Annotated in this window: 13 protein-coding genes; 5 read left to right on the top strand and 8 right to left on the bottom strand. The window is 45.1% G+C overall.

Going from position 1 to position 17,227, the window contains the following annotated elements:
- Window positions 1-45: 45 nt before the first annotated feature.
- Window positions 46-1,161 (bottom strand): chromate efflux transporter, encoded by a 1,116-nt coding sequence (chrA, locus tag KFE98_03135; protein UTW63165.1) that lies wholly within the window; start codon window positions 1,159-1,161, stop codon window positions 46-48.
- Between the two features lie 111 nt (window positions 1,162-1,272).
- Between chrA and KFE98_03130 the strand changes: the two genes are divergently transcribed.
- The 4 genes from KFE98_03130 to KFE98_03115 all read left to right on the top strand — a co-directional run bounded on the left by KFE98_03130 (window position 1,273) and on the right by KFE98_03115 (window position 5,713).
- Window positions 1,273-2,112, top strand: a complete 840-nt coding sequence (locus KFE98_03130; GenBank protein ID UTW63164.1) for a hypothetical protein — start codon at window positions 1,273-1,275, stop codon at window positions 2,110-2,112.
- Between the two features lie 165 nt (window positions 2,113-2,277).
- Window positions 2,278-2,670, top strand: a complete 393-nt coding sequence (locus KFE98_03125; protein ID UTW63163.1) for a hypothetical protein — start codon at window positions 2,278-2,280, stop codon at window positions 2,668-2,670.
- A gap of 125 nt (window positions 2,671-2,795) precedes the next feature.
- Window positions 2,796-5,132, top strand: a complete 2,337-nt coding sequence (locus KFE98_03120; GenBank protein UTW63162.1) for a TonB-dependent receptor — start codon at window positions 2,796-2,798, stop codon at window positions 5,130-5,132.
- Entirely contained in the window at window positions 5,132-5,713 is a 582-nt protein-coding gene (locus KFE98_03115) for a hypothetical protein (GenBank protein ID UTW63161.1), read from the top strand. The genes KFE98_03120 and KFE98_03115 overlap by 1 nt, the downstream gene beginning before the upstream one ends.
- Before the next feature lies 1 nt (window position 5,714).
- Here KFE98_03115 and KFE98_03110 read toward each other — a convergent pair whose 3' ends face one another.
- Genes KFE98_03110 through KFE98_03095 form a run of 4 tightly spaced genes read right to left on the bottom strand, consistent with a single transcriptional unit; the run spans window position 5,715 to window position 7,647 of the window.
- Window positions 5,715-6,158, bottom strand: coding sequence for an SRPBCC domain-containing protein (locus KFE98_03110; GenBank protein UTW63160.1), 444 nt, complete (start codon window positions 6,156-6,158; stop codon window positions 5,715-5,717).
- Between the two features lie 55 nt (window positions 6,159-6,213).
- Complete coding sequence (locus tag KFE98_03105; GenBank protein ID UTW63159.1) at window positions 6,214-6,933, bottom strand: YafY family transcriptional regulator; 720 nt, start codon at window positions 6,931-6,933, stop codon at window positions 6,214-6,216.
- A complete protein-coding gene (locus KFE98_03100) occupies window positions 6,930-7,310 on the bottom strand; it encodes a nuclear transport factor 2 family protein (GenBank protein ID UTW63158.1) in 381 nt (126 codons plus the stop codon). The genes KFE98_03105 and KFE98_03100 overlap by 4 nt, the downstream gene beginning before the upstream one ends.
- A complete protein-coding gene (locus KFE98_03095; protein UTW63157.1) occupies window positions 7,303-7,647 on the bottom strand; it encodes a hypothetical protein in 345 nt (114 codons plus the stop codon). The genes KFE98_03100 and KFE98_03095 overlap by 8 nt, the downstream gene beginning before the upstream one ends.
- 81 nt (window positions 7,648-7,728) lie before the next feature.
- Here KFE98_03095 and KFE98_03090 point away from each other — a divergent pair, with 81 nt between their 5' ends.
- A complete protein-coding gene (locus KFE98_03090) occupies window positions 7,729-8,079 on the top strand; it encodes a hypothetical protein (protein ID UTW63156.1) in 351 nt (116 codons plus the stop codon).
- 94 nt (window positions 8,080-8,173) lie between these two features.
- On the opposite strand, the gene KFE98_03085 is transcribed toward KFE98_03090, so the two are convergent.
- The 3 genes from KFE98_03085 to KFE98_03075 form a co-directional block, all read right to left on the bottom strand.
- Complete coding sequence (locus KFE98_03085; protein UTW63155.1) at window positions 8,174-14,032, bottom strand: VCBS repeat-containing protein; 5,859 nt, start codon at window positions 14,030-14,032, stop codon at window positions 8,174-8,176.
- A 267-nt stretch (window positions 14,033-14,299) separates the two neighbouring features.
- Window positions 14,300-15,025 (bottom strand): response regulator, encoded by a 726-nt coding sequence (locus tag KFE98_03080; protein UTW64627.1) that lies wholly within the window; start codon window positions 15,023-15,025, stop codon window positions 14,300-14,302.
- 116 nt (window positions 15,026-15,141) lie between these two features.
- Window positions 15,142-17,097, bottom strand: a complete 1,956-nt coding sequence (locus KFE98_03075) for a sensor histidine kinase (protein UTW63154.1) — start codon at window positions 17,095-17,097, stop codon at window positions 15,142-15,144.
- Between the last annotated feature and the right edge of the window lie 130 nt (window positions 17,098-17,227).

Below are 17,227 nucleotides of genomic sequence, written 5' to 3'. Positions count from 1 at the left end.
GCGTACAAATACTTGAATTCGAGAATAATTGACTAACGCTTGGGTTTACCCGATAAAAGAAAGTCCCCAGCCCAATAGAGCCCCACCCAAAACAACGAAGGCACTGTTCAATTTTTTGTAGCCAAATACTACACCGGCACTTACTAAGGCGATAGCAATGGTGCGCCAATCGGTGAGGGTTTCTTTTCCCATCTCGATGCAAACGGCCACAATGACGGCCACAGCAGCTGCGTTGACGGCATCCAGAAAAGCGGATAGCCATTTAAGCTGGCGCATCTTTTTGATAAGTGGATTGAGCATGGCTACAAATACAAAGGAGGGAAGGAATATTCCAAGGGTAGCGGCCAGAGCACCAGTAAATCCATTGAGCTGGTAACCAATAAAAGTGGCAGTAGAAAGAACGGGCCCTGGGGTAAACTGGCCTACAGCCACCGAGTCGATGAGCTGTTGTCGGGTTAACCAACCTTGAGAGACTAATTCAGCATCCAGGTAAGCGAAAAGTACATAGCCACTTCCGTACAAAAGAGCGCCCACCTTCAGAAAGGTCCAGAAAACGGAGAGACTTCCAATTTGACCGACGGACACTAAAGCAATAGGGAAAATACCTACGACTTTGTCACTTTTCTGCCGAGCCAAAAAGATCAGAACTCCTAAAAGGCCACAACCAAACAAGGCCGCAATTTCATTGACCCCAAGTAAACAGACCACCAGAGTTAACCCGCCCAGTAGATAGAGCTGAGTAGATTTTAAGGCCTTTTTGCCCAGTCGATATACTGCCGAAAGAATAATGGCGATGACGGCGGGCTTGATTCCGTAAATGAAGGGCTCCACAGCTGGCAGCTCTCCATATTCACCATAGAGCCAAGCAAAGATCAGGGTAATCGTTACGGCTGGAAAGATGAAACAAAATCCGGCTACGATCAATCCAGGCCAACCCGCTTTTTCATGACCGCAATGCATGGTCATTTCTGTGGAATTGGGTCCGGGAATCAAATTGGTAGCTCCCATCAAATCCAGAAAGTGTTCATGGCTCATCCACTTTCTTTTTTCAACCACTTCTTTTTCCATCATGGCGATGTGAGCAGCAGGGCCACCAAAGGCTATACTACCCAATTTGAAGAAGAGACCGGCGATTTCCTGTAAGTCCTTGATACGTGACAAAACGGTAATTTTGAAAGGTGAAATTAGATCATTTTTGAGCGTGATCAAAACGGTTTTTCAGGTAAGGCAATTCTAAGTTCAGGAATTCGTTTTGTCTTTAAAATCAAGGAGATGAGCCGCCATTTAATTTTACTATCCGTTCTGTCCATCACGTTGAATTCTTGTGCCCAATCAAATTCAGAGAATGACATCATCGTGGATTCGAATACCGCACTCCCTTCCCCAAAAACAAGGGAGGAGACAGAAAACAACCTGGAAGTATATGAAGAAGAGGAATACGTTTTTGACTTTTCGCCTTACCACATCCAAACTCATCCTGATTCGAGTATTTCGTATCAGACGGTGCTTAATCATCTGTCTGCTAAACGTAATGACTTGGTTCAATCGGGGCTTACCGGCGATTCTCTTTATGAGCAGGCCGGGCACTTGTTTACAGAGTCTCTGATAAACCAGATTATTCCCTATTGGTATGGTACCAAGTGGGATTTTGAAGGACACACCAATACGCCGGGAGAAGGTCAAGTAGCTTGTGGTTACTTTGTCTCCACGACCTTGAGGCATGCTCAGATTCAGATTAATCGCTACCGATTGGCTCAACAGCATGGATTAAACGAAGCCAAGTCCTTGCAACCTGAAGAAAAACTCATCGATTTGAATTCGGAAGAAGGAAACTGGGGCCCTGTTGAAGAAATTGTTGATTCCTTGAGCCGCTTACCGGAAGGGCTCTATTTCGTAGGCTTGGACAACCACGTGGGGTATCTGCTTCACCGGGAAAAAGGCTTGTTTTTTCTTCATTCCAGTTACATGGATCCGGTGGCCGTGGTGATAGAACCCCTTAATGACTCAGAAGCCTTTTGGGCCTCAAATCGCTGGGTATTGGCCGATATTACCCATAATCGTTTTCTGATGGAGAAGTGGCTAAAGCAAGAAACAATCTCTGTGGTAAGGTAGGAGGGGGATTGCCAGAATCGCTGCGCTTTGAGTTTGAGAAGCGAGCTGGATGACTATTTGGAGAGGTAAGGTTAGTAGGCTATTGATCCCCGACTTTCGGATGGTTAACTCGCCGTTTGGGAAAGCATCGGTAGCACCCTTTTTAAAAAGCACTACTTTTGCCACATGAATTCGAGGATTCAATCCCTGATTGCGTTTGGGTTCTCCTTTTTGCTGGTTTTTTCAGCCATTCCGTTTACCGGGCTGCACGACCACGAAGAGGAGCATGACCATCATTGCCATATTGATCATGGCGATCAGGAGGAGGATCTTTGTCACATTGCCCTGTATCATCCCGATGAGTCGGTAGGTGATTGCAACCACGAAGCTCACTATTCGGCAGAAGAACTCGAATGTGAATGGTGCCAATTGGACCTTCAGCTTCTTTCTCTGTATGATCTTGATGGAGATCAGAAAGGGCTTTCGCTCGAAGTTGGAGAGTCGGGCTTTTCTTACTTGTCACACCACCCATTTTATACTTCATCCAATAAGCACATTCGGGGTCCCCCCATTTGTTGAGAGTCCACTTCATACGGTAGATGATGGGAAGGTCTCTCCCTTTTAGGGCTTCTTCACCCGTTGCCGGCATCTACTGAATTCCATATACATACCCATTTTCGGTTCGTCCGAAAAAGATTTAATCCATGCAAAAATTGGTATTGGCAGTTCTGCTGTCAACGGTTTTTGGGTTAGGGTTATGGGGACAGGGATCTTGTGAACATGTGCTTCAAGGAGCCGTGAGCGAAGATGCCGAGCAGGCCCCCATACCATTTGCAGGAATTCTTTTGGTGGAAACCTCTCGTGGAACTGTTTCAGATTCCCTGGGTCGGTTTGAGCTAACGAATATTTGCCCGGGACAATACACCTTGGTGGTTTCGCACCTCGGTTGTGAACCCGATACCCAATTCATACAAGTTTTTGGTGATCTCCGCATCGAGGTCAAGCTGGCGCATAATCACCAGTGGTTAGATGGGTATGCTTTGGTGGAAGAGAGGGAGCAGGAGTTATCCACGCTGCCTCAGCAGACTTTGTCTGAACGAGAAATGCAGGAATCCATGGGGCAATCCTTGGGTGAGGGATTGCAGAAATTGACTGGAGTAACGAGTCTTTCTACCGGAAACTCCATTCAGAAACCCGTGATTCATGGACTTCATAGCAATCGAGTATTGATTTTGAACAATGGTATACGCCAGGAAGGTCAGCAATGGGGGAGCGAGCATGCCCCTGAGGTTGACCCATTGGCCAACGAACGCATCTCAGTTATCAAAGGAGCTGCTGCCGTTCGCTATGGTTCAGATGCGATTGCCGGAGCTGTTATTTTGGAGCCCGCCGCGTTGCGAACTTCTCCAGGTATTGACGGAAAGATTCATCTGGCTGGATTTAGCAATGGTCGCCAAGGTGTGGTTTCTGGAGTATTGGATGGTCAGTTTGCCCAAATTCAGGGATTGAGCTGGCGTATTCAAGGAACAGCCAAGAAGAGCGGAAACGTTCATACTCCCGATGATCACTTGGAAAATACCGGGTTTGAAGAACTCGACTTTTCCTGGGCCGTAGGGTGGAAAAGAAAGAGGTTTTATGCGGATGTATTCTACAGTCAGTTTAACACGAAGCTGGGCATTTTCAAAGGGTCCCACTTGGGGAATATGACCGATTTGAGAAAAGCTTTTGAGGCGGGTAGGCCAGTGGATACGGTAGGATTTTCTTACGAGATCAGTGCACCTTATCAGCAAGTTGAGCACGAGTTGTTCAAAGCTCGTGCTGGTTTGCAAACCGGAGAACATCATGGAGTTGAGGTGATCTACGGGCGGCAATACAACCGTCGTAGAGAATACGATAGTCATGGCCTATTTGGTAGGTCAAAGGATGCACCTGCTCTTGAATTGGAATTGACAACACATACCCTGGAAGGGCTTTGGAATCATCATAATGAAGGACCTTGGCGCGGAAAAATTGGGGGAAGCGTTCTTTCTCAGGACAATACCTATGGCGGTCGGTTCTTTATCCCCAACTACAAAAAAGAGGGTTTTGGCTTCTTTTGGTTGGAGCGATTGGTTCCGGATAGCTCGGTGATTGAATGGGAACTTGGTATTCGCTACGACTACCAGCGTCAAGCTGTTTATGTACCCCAAGATCGTCAGTTTCGCAGAGTTAATCACCAGTTTTCACAGTTTTCAGGAAACCTCGGGGCACTTATCAAGGCTGGTAAAAAACTCAGAGTTCGGGTGAATACAGGTTCTGCCTGGAGGCCCCCTCAAGTGAATGAGATGTACAGCAATGGACTGCATCATGGAGCTGCAGCTGTGGAATTTGGAGATAGTACCTTGACATCAGAGACCGCCTATTTCCTCACCGTGAGTAATGAATACAAAACCGGTAAACTTCGGGTAGACTGGGATCTATACAGCTATTATTTCGATGGCTTTATCTACAGCAAACCTGAGCCCAGTCCGGTTTTGACCATTCGTGGAGCTTTTCCTGCATTTCGATACACTCAGGTTGATGCCTGGCTTATGGGCAGCGACTTGCAATTAATCTATAATCTTCCCTTCAACCTGGAGTATCGGGGCAAGGCCTCCTTGCTACGTGCCTGGGAAGTGGGACGTGATTTCTTGAATGGTATGCCTGCCGATAGGATGGAGCATACCCTCGAGTATTCTTTTAAAAACAACAGCCGGATCAGGGATGCTTATGTATCGCTTGGCGTGCTGCATGTATTCAAACAATCGAGGATTCCGCCAAACAGCGATTTTGTGGAACCTCCTGAGGCCTACACCTTGCTCAATGCTCAGCTGGGTTTGGCCTTGTATTTCGGAGATTATCCGATTCAACTGGGCGTCGGGGTTAAGAACCTGCTCAATACCCGATACCGCGATTATTTAAACCGGTTTCGCTACTACAGCGATGACCTTGGGACACAAGTTTCCTTTCGGATAACTGTGCCCTTTACACTATTAAAAAACGATACAAAAACACATCAGTAATGAACTCAAAAATTTGGTTTTACAGTTTTACTTTATTGGCCTTAGTCGGCGCTTTTTCAGCTTGTAAAAAAGATGAGGAAGAACCCGAACCAGAGACCACCCATACTCACGTACATGAAGAAGAGGTAATCACAACTGTGGAATTACATCTTACCAAATCGGACAGCACGGCCAAGGAATCAGAGTTTACTTGGTCGGATGCAGATGGTCCTGGTGGAAACGAGCCCTCCATTGATACCGTATTCCTGGATTCCAGCTCGGTTTACAAAAGTGACCTTCACTTCGGAGATGAGTCGGACGGGCATGGACATGCGCACGACGTTACCCATGAGTTGGAAGAAGAAGCCGATGAGCACTTGATATGCTTTGATCCTATGGATAAATTGGCCCAGTCTCTTCAAGTTACTCGTACCGATAGCGATGGAAAATACGAGGTTGGATTAAAATCTGAATGGAAAACCTCAGGAGCTTCCACCGGAAAAATTAAGATTACGCTAAAGCATCAGCCAGGAGTTAAGGACGGAAGTTGTTCTCCAGGTGAAACCGATATCGAAATCGAATTTCCAGTAGTCATCAAGTAATTCAGACCAAGGCGGTATTTTCTGCCGTTTCCTTGAGTTTTTTAATAACCATTTGCCATCCTTCATCAATGTGCTGAAGACGTTTCACATTGCCGTCGAAAGTTTCATTGATGATGGTAAAGCTGGTAGCCGTGCCCCGTGCTGCCAGCTTATAGGTAACATGGATATAGTTCTCCGGACGGTCTTCTAGGCCGTAGAACGGATCGAAGGTGGAGTATTGAAGATGGGTGAAAGGTTGGATTTCGAGTATCTCTCCTTTCTGGTAGGCATTATAACCCTGATAAATTCCTTCCCATTCAATGCTACCTCCTTTGATCCATTCTGAAGTTACCGCACAATTAAACATGTATTGACGGGTGTACTCCGATTGGGTGAGTACCTGCCAAAGTTGCTCCTGAGAGCATTCAATGATTTCTTCGATTTGAATTTGCTTAGCGTCTTGCATCGTCTATTTTTTTAGGTGGAAAACAAAAATGCAATGGCTCTATGACAACCCTGTGTCAGGGGGTGGCTTGCTGCTTCAAATAAACTTCTCTGTAGTAATATTCAAAGGTGAAATTTCGGTCTTCAAAGGTTTCTTTGAGCACCTGAAGGTTCTGCATGCGGTCCAGTCTAAACTCCCGAAACTGCTCACGTAACCTGCACCAGGCAATTAAAATCCACTTTTCATTGGTGTGGTAAAGGGCCTGAGGCTCAATCAGTCGTTTGGTACGCTCATCTTTGCTTCCTGAGTGATAATCGATTTGAATCAGGTTAAAATCGGTTATGGATTTCTGAATTTCCGCCAGCCAGCTGCTGTTGGTTTCGTTGCGGTAGTTTTGAACGAAGGCTACCCTTTCTGACAGGAGTTCCGTTTTTTCCTTTCTCCCTTCCTTTAATGTGGCTTTGATTTTGGTAATGGCATTCTGGTAATTCTCCACCAGCGATCGATCCCGATTTCTTCCAATGATTTTTTCGGCCGTAATCAAGGCGTTGGCCTCGTCTTCGGTAAACAGGATCGGAGGTATGGAATAACCTGATGCCAGTGAATATCCTTTTCCTTCCTCTACAAAGATGGGTACGCCCGAGGCTTCCAGAGCTTTAATGTCTCGATAGGCCGTTCGAACGCTAATGTCAAATTTGTGGGCAATTTCTGTAGCCGTCACCAATCGCTTGGATTGAAGAAGGGTAAGAATCGCCGTTAAGCGTGACAGTCGAGGAAGATTTTCGGTATCTATCATGGAGCTGGCTGCTTTTGAACCGCGGCACCGGCCACTACCTGCCAGCCCTTATCCGTGTGTTTCCAAACTCTCTCATAACGAAAGCGGGCATCAATTGGAAATCCCGAATAATCGCCTTTGATGTATTGATCCACCACTACGATGGCCAGGTCATCAATCCAGGTAAATTGAGGATTCTCGTGTGTCAATTGATCAAAGGTCATCACTCCATCAGCATGGCTTTTCAGGTCATCTTCCTTACCAAGCGTGTCTCCTGACGGAATGGTGAATTTTAGATCCGGGTGAAGCAATTGGTCCAGGTCCTTCACCTGGCTATTTCTCATGGCTTCGAGTAGTTTTTCTTCGGCTTGCACTAAGGCTTGTTGATTTTCATTCATTTTTTTGTGGGATTAGGGGGAGCGACATTACAAAATGGAAACCTTCTTCCAGGTATTGAGCAATCACTTCGGGCTCAGAAAAAAGCGATTCGGGAACGTGAACATAGTCGCGCATAACAGCTCCGTAAGATCTAAACTCCGCCGTTTGGTATTTCTCCCGGAATGCTTTTTGAGTTTCCTTCGGTAGTCGAATTCCGATTTCACCAGCCTTGTTCAATTGAGAAAACATGTACCCATTCGCAGAGGTATAGGGAACCGTTTTTCCCTTGCGGTCGAAGAGGGGAGATAGGTCAATGATACGATCGTACAGTGCGAGCCTTTCCTTCCAGGTATCCATGATGATGTATTTGCAATGGATCAAACTTAGTGAAAGTGTTAGAAAAAAATCAGGATATTTAGGTAGCGGAAAATGAATGCTATGCAAGGTCAAGTCAATATATGTTTTTCTGGCCCGGATCCCGTAGGGCTGATTTTTGGATTGGTTTTGATTTTATTGGCGGTTATTTGGTATACCAAAAGAAAGAGCCTTAAAGAACACTCCCGGGTTGATTCTATATTTCCTGAAACAGATGTTTTGGGGATGGATAAGCCTGGTTCCATAGCTCAAGATGAGGAAATGCGACCTCGTAAATCTCCTTTCAATTGGGCTTTTATGCTTTTGGTTATTCTGATTGCCGTTGCTTTTTGGTTGCTCCTATTTAACCAACCTACCCGGGTGATACCCGGAAGTTATCCTTCAGATACCGAACTTAACGAAACGAAGGAATAGGGACCAAAAAATAAGCCCGGTAGCGGACCTATCCATCCAACTACCGGGCTCTCTCTCCAAAAAAAACTCTTGGATACCTAAGGGTGTCTTAGGCTTATCGAATCATAACTCGAACAATTGCCTGTCTACCTGCATTATTCAGGTGGATCATGTAAGACCCTTGAGGCATGTCGGTCATGTCCATTGTATAATTCTGGCTTGCATTAGCTTCAAACTCGCCGTTTCTTACCATTCTACCCGATAGAGAGTAGATAGTCCAGCTAACGTTTTCAGTTACGTTTTCATCCAATTGAATGGTGAAGATTCCATTCGATGGGTTTGGATAAACTTGAATCTCAGAAGCAGTCATGTACTCTTCTGTAGAAGCAGGCCATAGGCTAACATGAACGGTATCACTTGTGCTACATCCGTTGCTGTCCATTACGATCAACGAAACTGTATCGATAGTCGTGATGGTTGTAGAAGAAGTAGTATCTCCATTACTCCACAAGTAAGTAGCGAAAGTGTCAGGAGCCTGAATGAATACAGAAGAAACCTCTACATCGATATCTGGACCCAAGTCAAGAACTGGAAGTTCGTGAATGTAACCCATCATATCCTGAGCAGTTGCAACACATCCATTGTCATCAGTAACGGTTACAGAGATAGCTCCTTCAGGCAAAGAAGTAGCTTGATCACCACCTTGTCCGTCTGACCATAAGTAAGTGTAGTTAGGAGTTCCTCCTTGAGCAGAAGCATAAGCTATACCCATAGAATCTCCTTTACACAAGTTCAATTTCAAAGAGTCGATCGTAGCGATCAAATCTGCAGGCTCTGTAATAGTTATAGAATCTTCATCCATACAACCCAAAGAATCAGTTACGATCAAGTAATAGGTACCGGCACCTTTGCCCATTAGGGAAGAAGTAGTATCTCCACTATCCCAGTCATAGCTGTAAGGCTGAGTACCACCTTGCGTTGTGGAAGAAGCAGTTCCGTCAGTTAAACCGAAACAAGAAACATCAGCCGTAACCATGGCACTTACCTGAAGTGAATCTGGCTCAGTGATATCCAAGGTATCCATATCCACACATCCGTTGGCATCGGTCACAGTCACCATGTAAGTTCCCATAGGTACACCGTTCAATACGCTATCGGCATCGTTGTTAGACCAAGCGTAAGAGTAACCCGGAGTTCCACCCATGGCAGAGGCAGTAGCGCCACCATCACTTAGTCCGAAACAAGTTACATTGGAATCAACCATCGTAGAGGCTACCAATACAGTTGGCTGTGTAATGGTGATCATGGTAGTATCGGTACATCCGTTAGCATCAATTACCACGGCTCTGTAGAGTCCGCTGGTCAATTGGCTAATAGAAGCTGTTTGGTCACCGTTAGACCAGTTCCAGCTGTAGTTCATGGTACCACCCATAGCTGATGCAGTAGCACCACCATTGGCCAATCCGTTACAAGTAACGTTAGAGTCAACTACAGCCGCAATGATTAATGAATCTGGTTCAGTAATCGTGATAGAGGCAGAGTCAGTACATCCATTGGCATCGGTAGCGGTTACCGCATAGAAGCCAGCTGCAACTCCTGTAATGGTTGCCGTATTAGCCGAATTTGACCAGTTCCAGGTGATGGTTCCAGTTCCACCGGTAGTTGAAGCCGTGGCTCCACCATCCATCAGGTTTTTACAAGAAACGTTGGAATCTAATACGGTTGATGCAACAAGAGTCATAGGCTCAGTTACGGTAGCAGAGTCAACCAGGGTACATCCGTTAGCATCGGTAATGGTAACGTAGTACTTAGCAGCAGTTACTCCTGTAATAGAAGCGTTTGTTGCACTGTTTGACCAAGCGTAAGAATAGTTTGTTGTTCCTCCGGATGGTGAGGTTGAGGCGCCACCATTCGAGAATCCATTACAAGTTACATTAGAATCCACAACTGTGCTTGTGGTTAGGGCAGCAGGTTCAGAAACGTTCGAAGAAGCTGTGTCTGTACATCCCTTATCATCGGTTACCGTAACGGTATACTTACCAGCAGTCACACCAGTGATAGAAGAATTGGTAGCCGAATTTGACCAGCCGTAGTTGTAGTTCGCTGTTCCACCTTGAACGGTAGCGGTAACACCTCCATTGGAATATCCAAAGCAAGTCACGTTGGAGTCAATCGCAGTAGTTACGGTCAAACTATCAGGCTCAGAAATGGTAGCCGAAGAGGTATCTGTACATCCGTTCGCATCAGTAGCAGTTACGTTATACTTTCCAGCTGCCACATTAGTCAATGCTGCCATGGAGGTAGAATTTGACCAACTCCAGGTAATCGTTCCTGTTCCTCCTGTGCTGCTTGCCGTAGCACCGCCGTTAGTAAGGCCTTTACAAGTTACGTTGGAATCTACTGTAGTAGAAACGGTCAATAGGGTAGGCTCTGTAATCGTAATCATATCAGTACCTGTACATCCATTGGCATCCGTAACGGTAACCGTATAATTCGTGGCTTGCAGGCCATTAATTGCGGCAGTAGTATCTCCATTGGACCAGGCATACTTGTATGCACCAGTTCCACCGGTAGCGCTAACAGAGGCACCACCATCGGTTAAACCGAAGCAGGAAATGTTAGAATCTACAATAGCTGTGGCAACCACAGTGGCCGGAGTAGTAATGGTTACTGATGCCGTATCGGTACATCCGTTGGCATCTGTAGCGGTTACTTTATAGGTTCCAGCTACTACTCCAGTAATGGAAGCGTTTGTAGCAGAATTGCTCCAGGCGTAAGAGTAGTTCGCAGTTCCACCAGAGGCAGATGCAGTGGCACCACCATTGGAGAAGCCAAAACAGCTAACGTTTGAGTCAACCACTGTGATAGCATTTAAAACAGCCGGTTGAGTAATCATAGCTGATGCGGTATCGGTACATCCGTTGGCATCGGTTACGGTTACTTTATAGGTTCCGGCAACTACTCCCGTAATGGAAGCGTTTGTGGCAGAATTGCTCCAGGCGTAGGAGTAGTTCATTGTTCCACCAGTAGCTGAAGCAGAAGCTCCACCATCTGAGAAGGTGTTACAAGAAATGTTAGAATCAACTACAGCAATAGCATTCAATGCAGCAGGTTGAGTAATCATGGCTGATGCGGTATCAGTACATCCGTTTCCATCGGTTACGGTTACTTTATAGGTTCCGGCAACTACTCCTGTAATAGAAGCCATAGTGCCAGCGTTGCTCCATGCGTATGAATAGTTCGGTGTACCACCCGTAGCTGAAGCAGAAGCTCCACCATCTGAGAAGGTGTTACATGAAATGTTTGAATCAACCACAGCTACGGCTACCAACTGAGTCGGCTCAGTTATGGTAACAGAAGAAGTATCAATACATCCATTGTCATCAGTGATCGTTACTTTATAAGTTCCAGCAACCACTCCAGTGATGGAAGCGTTTGTTGCTGCATTACTCCAAACATAGTTATAGGGAAGCGCTCCACCCGTAGCAGAAGCAGTCGCTCCACCGTCAGCGAAGGCATTACAGGAGGCATTAGAATCTACCACGGAGGCAGCAACGATAGTTGTGGGAGCAACAATAGTTGCTGAAGCGGTATCAGTACATCCGTTTGCATCGGTTACGGTTACCTTGTAGGTTCCTGCAACTACTCCCGTAATGGAAGCGTTTGTGGCAGAATTGCTCCAAGCATAGTTGTATGCCATTGTTCCACCAGTAGCGGAAGCCGTGGCGCCACCATCAAAGGAGCCAAAGCAGGTAACGTTAGAATCAACGATAGCAGCTGCGTTCAATACAGCAGGTTGAGTAATAGTAGCAGATGCAGTATCGGTACAACCGTTGGCATCGGTTACGGTTACCTTATAGGTTCCGGCTGTAACTCCGGTAATGGAAGCGTTTGTAGCAGAATTGCTCCAGGCATAGGAGTAGTTCATCGTTCCTCCAGTAGCAGAAGCGGAAGCTCCACCATCGGATAAGGCGTTACAGGAAATATTTGAATCAATAACTGCAGCAGCATTCAATACAGCAGGTTGAGTAATCATAGCTGATGCGGTATCGGTACATCCGTTAGCATCAGTTACGGTTACTTTATAATTTCCAGCTACAACTCCGGTAATGGAAGCGTTTGTAGCAGCATTGCTCCAGGCGTAGGAGTAGTTCATGGTTCCACCGGTAGCGGAAGCAGAAGCTCCACCATCTGAGAAGGTGTTACATGAAATGTTTGAATCAACCACAGTTGCAGCAACCAATTGAGCAGGTTCTGTAATGGATACGGAAGAAGTATCTGTACATCCATTCGCATCCGTGATCGTTACTTTATAGGTTCCAGCAATTACCCCAGTAATCGAGGCGTTGGTAGCAGCATTGCTCCAAGCATAGCCATAAGCACCTGTTCCTCCGGTAGCTGAAGCACTGGCTCCACCATCTGAGAATCCATTACAAGTTGTATTTGAATCCACTACCGTGGCAGCAGTAAGAGCTGTTGGAGCGGTTATCGTCACTGATGCCGTATCGGTACATCCGTTTGCATCTGTAATGGTTACTGTGTATTTACCGCCAATAACTCCAGTAATAGAAGCATTGGTAGCGGAATTACTCCAAGCGTAGTTATAGCTTGTCGTTCCACCCGTGGCAGAAGCAGAAGCTCCACCATCGGAGAATCCGAAACAAGTAACATTAGAATCAACCACGGTGGCTGCAGAAAGAACTGCTGGTTCTGTTAAGGTAACAGAAGCCGAATCAGTAGTTAATGAATCGGTAATGGTTACAGTATAGGTACCAGCACCAAGACCAGTAATGGTGGCTACGGTATCACCGGTAGACCAAGCGTATGAAATCTTACCTGTACCATCGGTAGCTACAGCTGTTAAACCAGCGTCGGTATCCGCGTTACAGCTTACTGTAGAGTCAGTGGTAATGGATGCCGAAACTCCAGTAACTAAAGAAACACCTTTAAACCAGTGAAACGATACTGGCGTAAATGGACTCACAAAAAGGTCCATTTCACCATCGTTGTTAAAGTCTCCAATGGTATGTGCCGAGAATTGACCGAAATCCACTCCGGCTATTCCTACAGGTGGGCTTTGAAGAGTCAAAGAATCAAAATCAGGTGCGGTAGCCGTTCCTTCATTTTCTACGGTCCACATAATACCACCGTCATCAATTACGGTGAGATCTAAGTCACCATCTCCATCCATATCGAAGAAGTTTGGAGTGGGAACAAGCATGTTAGGGTAGAACCAACCATGTAGTGGGTTGCCCGGAGCATTTTTAAAATGGCGTACAAAAGTTGGGTTTGTTGCAGTTCCCGTATTCTCGAAGAAGGCAGAGGAGTCCGATCCTAATATCTGAAGATCGAGGTCACCATCGGCATCGATATCCACAAAGGTGGGATTGGCAAATTCAGCACATTGCTGGTTTTCTAATCCAGGCATGGTATCCTGGGTGAAAACCGGAGCAAACTTGGTTCCAATGTTTCGGAAGAAGTGCAGGTCATCCAGCTTTTGGGTCGCATTGTAGGTGGATCCACCGTATTGCCAGCGAGAACCAATCAACATATCCAGGTCGCCATCACCATCAATATCCGCCAAAGTAGGGCGGAGCTGGTTAATGTTTTGACCCTTACCAATCTTAATGGTATCTGTAGAGGCCAGAGAACGTCTTCCCCAGTGTGGCTTGGTGGAAGTACCCACATTTTTATAAAAGAAAATTTGACCTTGCTGGTTGGCGATCATAAAGTCGATCAAGCCATCAGCATCCAAATCCCCAGCAGTGGGGCAGGCAAGTCTGTTTTGAATTCCAAAAGGAAAGTTAGGTCCCATGGTATCTAGCCCGGCAGTGTCTGTACCACCTGCGACGAGGGAGGAATATCCCACATCCCATTTAAAGTCATAGGTTATCTGAGCCTTTATGGGGACCCACGATAAGAAAATAAAACCTATGACCAGTGCGGCAATAAGTGTGTAACGTGTTGTGTTCATTTGTATTACGGTGTTTTTGTTTAGAGAGTTTAGCGCGAAATTAGAAGGGGGTGAAGGGGTAAAAAAATAAATGTTATGTACAGGTATCAGCCTGTTCTGGAGTTACCCTTCGATGTTATAAATGATTTCGGGCAGTTTGATTAATAATTAGATTTAAGATTAAGCTTTGTTGTTCATGCTTAAGACGAGAAAATCGAGGTAAGTGTTTCAAAATACAAGGCTTAATTTTCGATTGGAGTGAAATTCTTTCCTTAATTACCGGTAAGTCTATCCGCGGTTTAGCCTTTGTAAAAGGTCATCTCGTTGTTTTTTACCAATGGGTAATTCCTCTCCGTTGATAACCACATTGTTGTGATTAACGGCTTCCAGGTATTCGAGGTTGACAATACAACTTCGGTGGGTTCGGAAGAATGATGGGCTTAGCTTATTTATATAGGTGTTGAGCCCTCCCCGAACACTTTGCTTTTTGTCATTTTTTAAATAGATGTCTAAGTATACATGGTCGCTTCTTAAATACAGAATGTCGCAAAAGTTGATCCTTGAAAATACACGGTTGTCCTTGATAAATAGGGCATCCTTGATGATCAAACTTTCTGGATCTAAAAACTTTTCCTGACTCTTGGAAAAATTATAGAGAGCCAATTCAATGGAAGTGTATAGTTCGTCTTTACTAAAGGGTTTTACCAAATAAGCCAGCGGCTCCACTTTTTTGGCTTCGTCCAAGGTTAGCTTATCGGTATTGGAAGACAAAAAGATAAAAGGGAAGTGGTAGTTTTCATTGATATGATTGGCAATGTCTACACCACTTTTTTGCCCGGCCAGACGGATATCCAAGATGGCGATGTCGGGTTGAACGGTTTCCAACAATTCTACCGCTTCGGTATAGGTATTGGCAGGTTCGAATACCTCGTACCCCAAATCTTCTAAGGTGTCTTGGATGTCTTGAGCAATAATTGCCTCATCCTCAACGACTAATACGCGTACTTTACTCATACCAATTCGGCTCAAAATTAGTCCATAGTTCATCCGATCGAAGTATTTGTGTCGATCCTGTTATGAAGTATATGGAATCTGTTGTCAACTGTTGTTTTCTTGATATTTAGTAAAGGTCATTGAACTTGGCGGCGCATATCGCTATCCTTGAACAGGACCTTAAATGCGCTTCCGGCTTCGTAGGTGTATTGAACGCTTCCCTGAAGCTGCTTAGATAAACTTCGTACCAGCCTCAGACCCAGGCTTTTTGCTTTTTGAGGGTCAAAGTTCTTTGATAACCCTTTACCCGAATCTTTTACCTTCAGAAGGTAGGAGTCATTGGAGTGTTTTTCGATTCTAACTTCCAGATTTTTAGAATCTTCGGTCATGCCATATTTAAAAGCATTGGTGACCAATTCATTTACAATAAGCCCCAATGGGATAGCGGTATCAATGTCAAAACTGATGGACGGAATGTCTACCTTAACCTGGGCCTTGTGTTCGTGGTCATACATGGCTGCAATCTCAGTTACCAGCTTGTTGATGTACTCATCAAAATAGATGAGTAGGTCGTCGTTTTGGTAGAGCCGTTGATGAATCAAGGCCATCGACTTGACCCGGTTTTTTCCTTCTTCGGCCAACTCACGAGCTCGATCATCTTCAATTCCACGACTCTGCAATTCCAGCAAGCTGGAAACCATTTGAAAGTTGTTTTTCACCCGGTGGTGTACCTCTTTTAATAGAAGGGCTTTTTCCTCCTCACGTTTGGCAATGGCATCCTTTTGTTGGCTAATCTCTTCATTCTTGGAACGGAGGAGCCGGTTTTGTTTTTGCTGGCGAACAAATAGCCATATCGTCAAAAGCAACAATCCTGCAATCAAAGCGGCAATAATACTGTAGAGATTGGCTTTCTGTTTTTCAAGAGCCACTTCGTGTTCCTTCTCTATGCGAACCTGATTGATTTCATTTTCAGACAAAGCCTTGGACATTTCTTCGCCGTACATCTCCTGAGTAAGCTGGATGCTGAGATCCTTGAAGTAAATTCCCTTTTCAATCGATCCATGGGCGATCAGAAGCCTTGAAAGCTCCTGGACCATGTGGTATTGATCATTCAGGTTATGAGCCTTCTTACTGATCTTAAAAGATTCATCAGCAAATTCTTCCAGGCTACTATGCCCCATTTTTTCCAGTAGATTGTTTACCTCAGGAGAACCCGGAGGAAAACGAGCTACATATTTAGCGTAAAGGGTATAGCTGTCAGGTCTTATTCGAGGATGATTGTATAGGATATCCAGCAAGTCCAGTACGTCGCCATCAGGGTCTCCGGCATAAATCAAGGCATCTACCAAATGAATCACGTTGGCATGGAAGTACTGACTCTTGGATTTCATGGCCTGATCCATTTCAAAACACTTACGGCTAATGTCGATATACCCTTGAAGGTCGCCTTCTAGCATTATGAAATCGCAGAGGTGATATTGACAAGCGATGATCAAATTGGTGTCTTTAATCCCAATCGCTCTTTGGGTGTTCTCTTCACAGAGAAGTTTCCCTTTTTCAATATCCTTTTGGATAAGAGCCGATACGATTTGATGAATGTTGTACTTAATGATTCCGTGCGTATACCCTTCATCCGATTCATCAAATTGGTTGAGGTAATTCAGGATCTTCTCATTTTCAATATTGGCCTGCTTAAGATTGGCGCTATTGCGAAAACTTTGGGTATAATAAAACTGGATGTCAATCCAATCAATATTAATCGACTCCTTAGAAGAAGGTACCTTTAGCTTCGATTGAATAAAACTGTCCAGGCTTGAAGTTTGAATGTAGGCTCGGGTGCTCATTTTGGTAACGAAGCTATGAAAGGGTTCATAGTCGAGTTCTTCGTTAACCGCCAGCTCTCGCAGCGATTTTTGGTAATCACTTGCCTGGTTTAGGTCCCAATCTTCTGTATAAATCCGGGCGGAATCAAACCGTTGAGTGATCAGAAGTTGTTCCACTCGCATTTGCTCGAGGGAGTCAATTTGGGCATGAATAAATAAGGGAAAAACAGTTATAAAGGTTAGGCTTAGAAAAACACGAAATAATTTCATAAGCTATACGCTCGCACCAAGCGATGATCGTTTCAAATTGGAATAATTGATCCTGTTTGTTTTTCGAAATCTCTCCTTATTTCGAATCCAACAGGGAGCGAAAATAGCTAAAGCTTAACGATCAGAAAAG

Source organism: bacterium SCSIO 12741 (assembly GCA_024398055.1).
Classification (GTDB): Bacteria; Bacteroidota; Bacteroidia; order Flavobacteriales_G; family Salibacteraceae; genus SCSIO-12741.
This window is presented reverse-complemented; position numbering and strand designations above follow the sequence as displayed.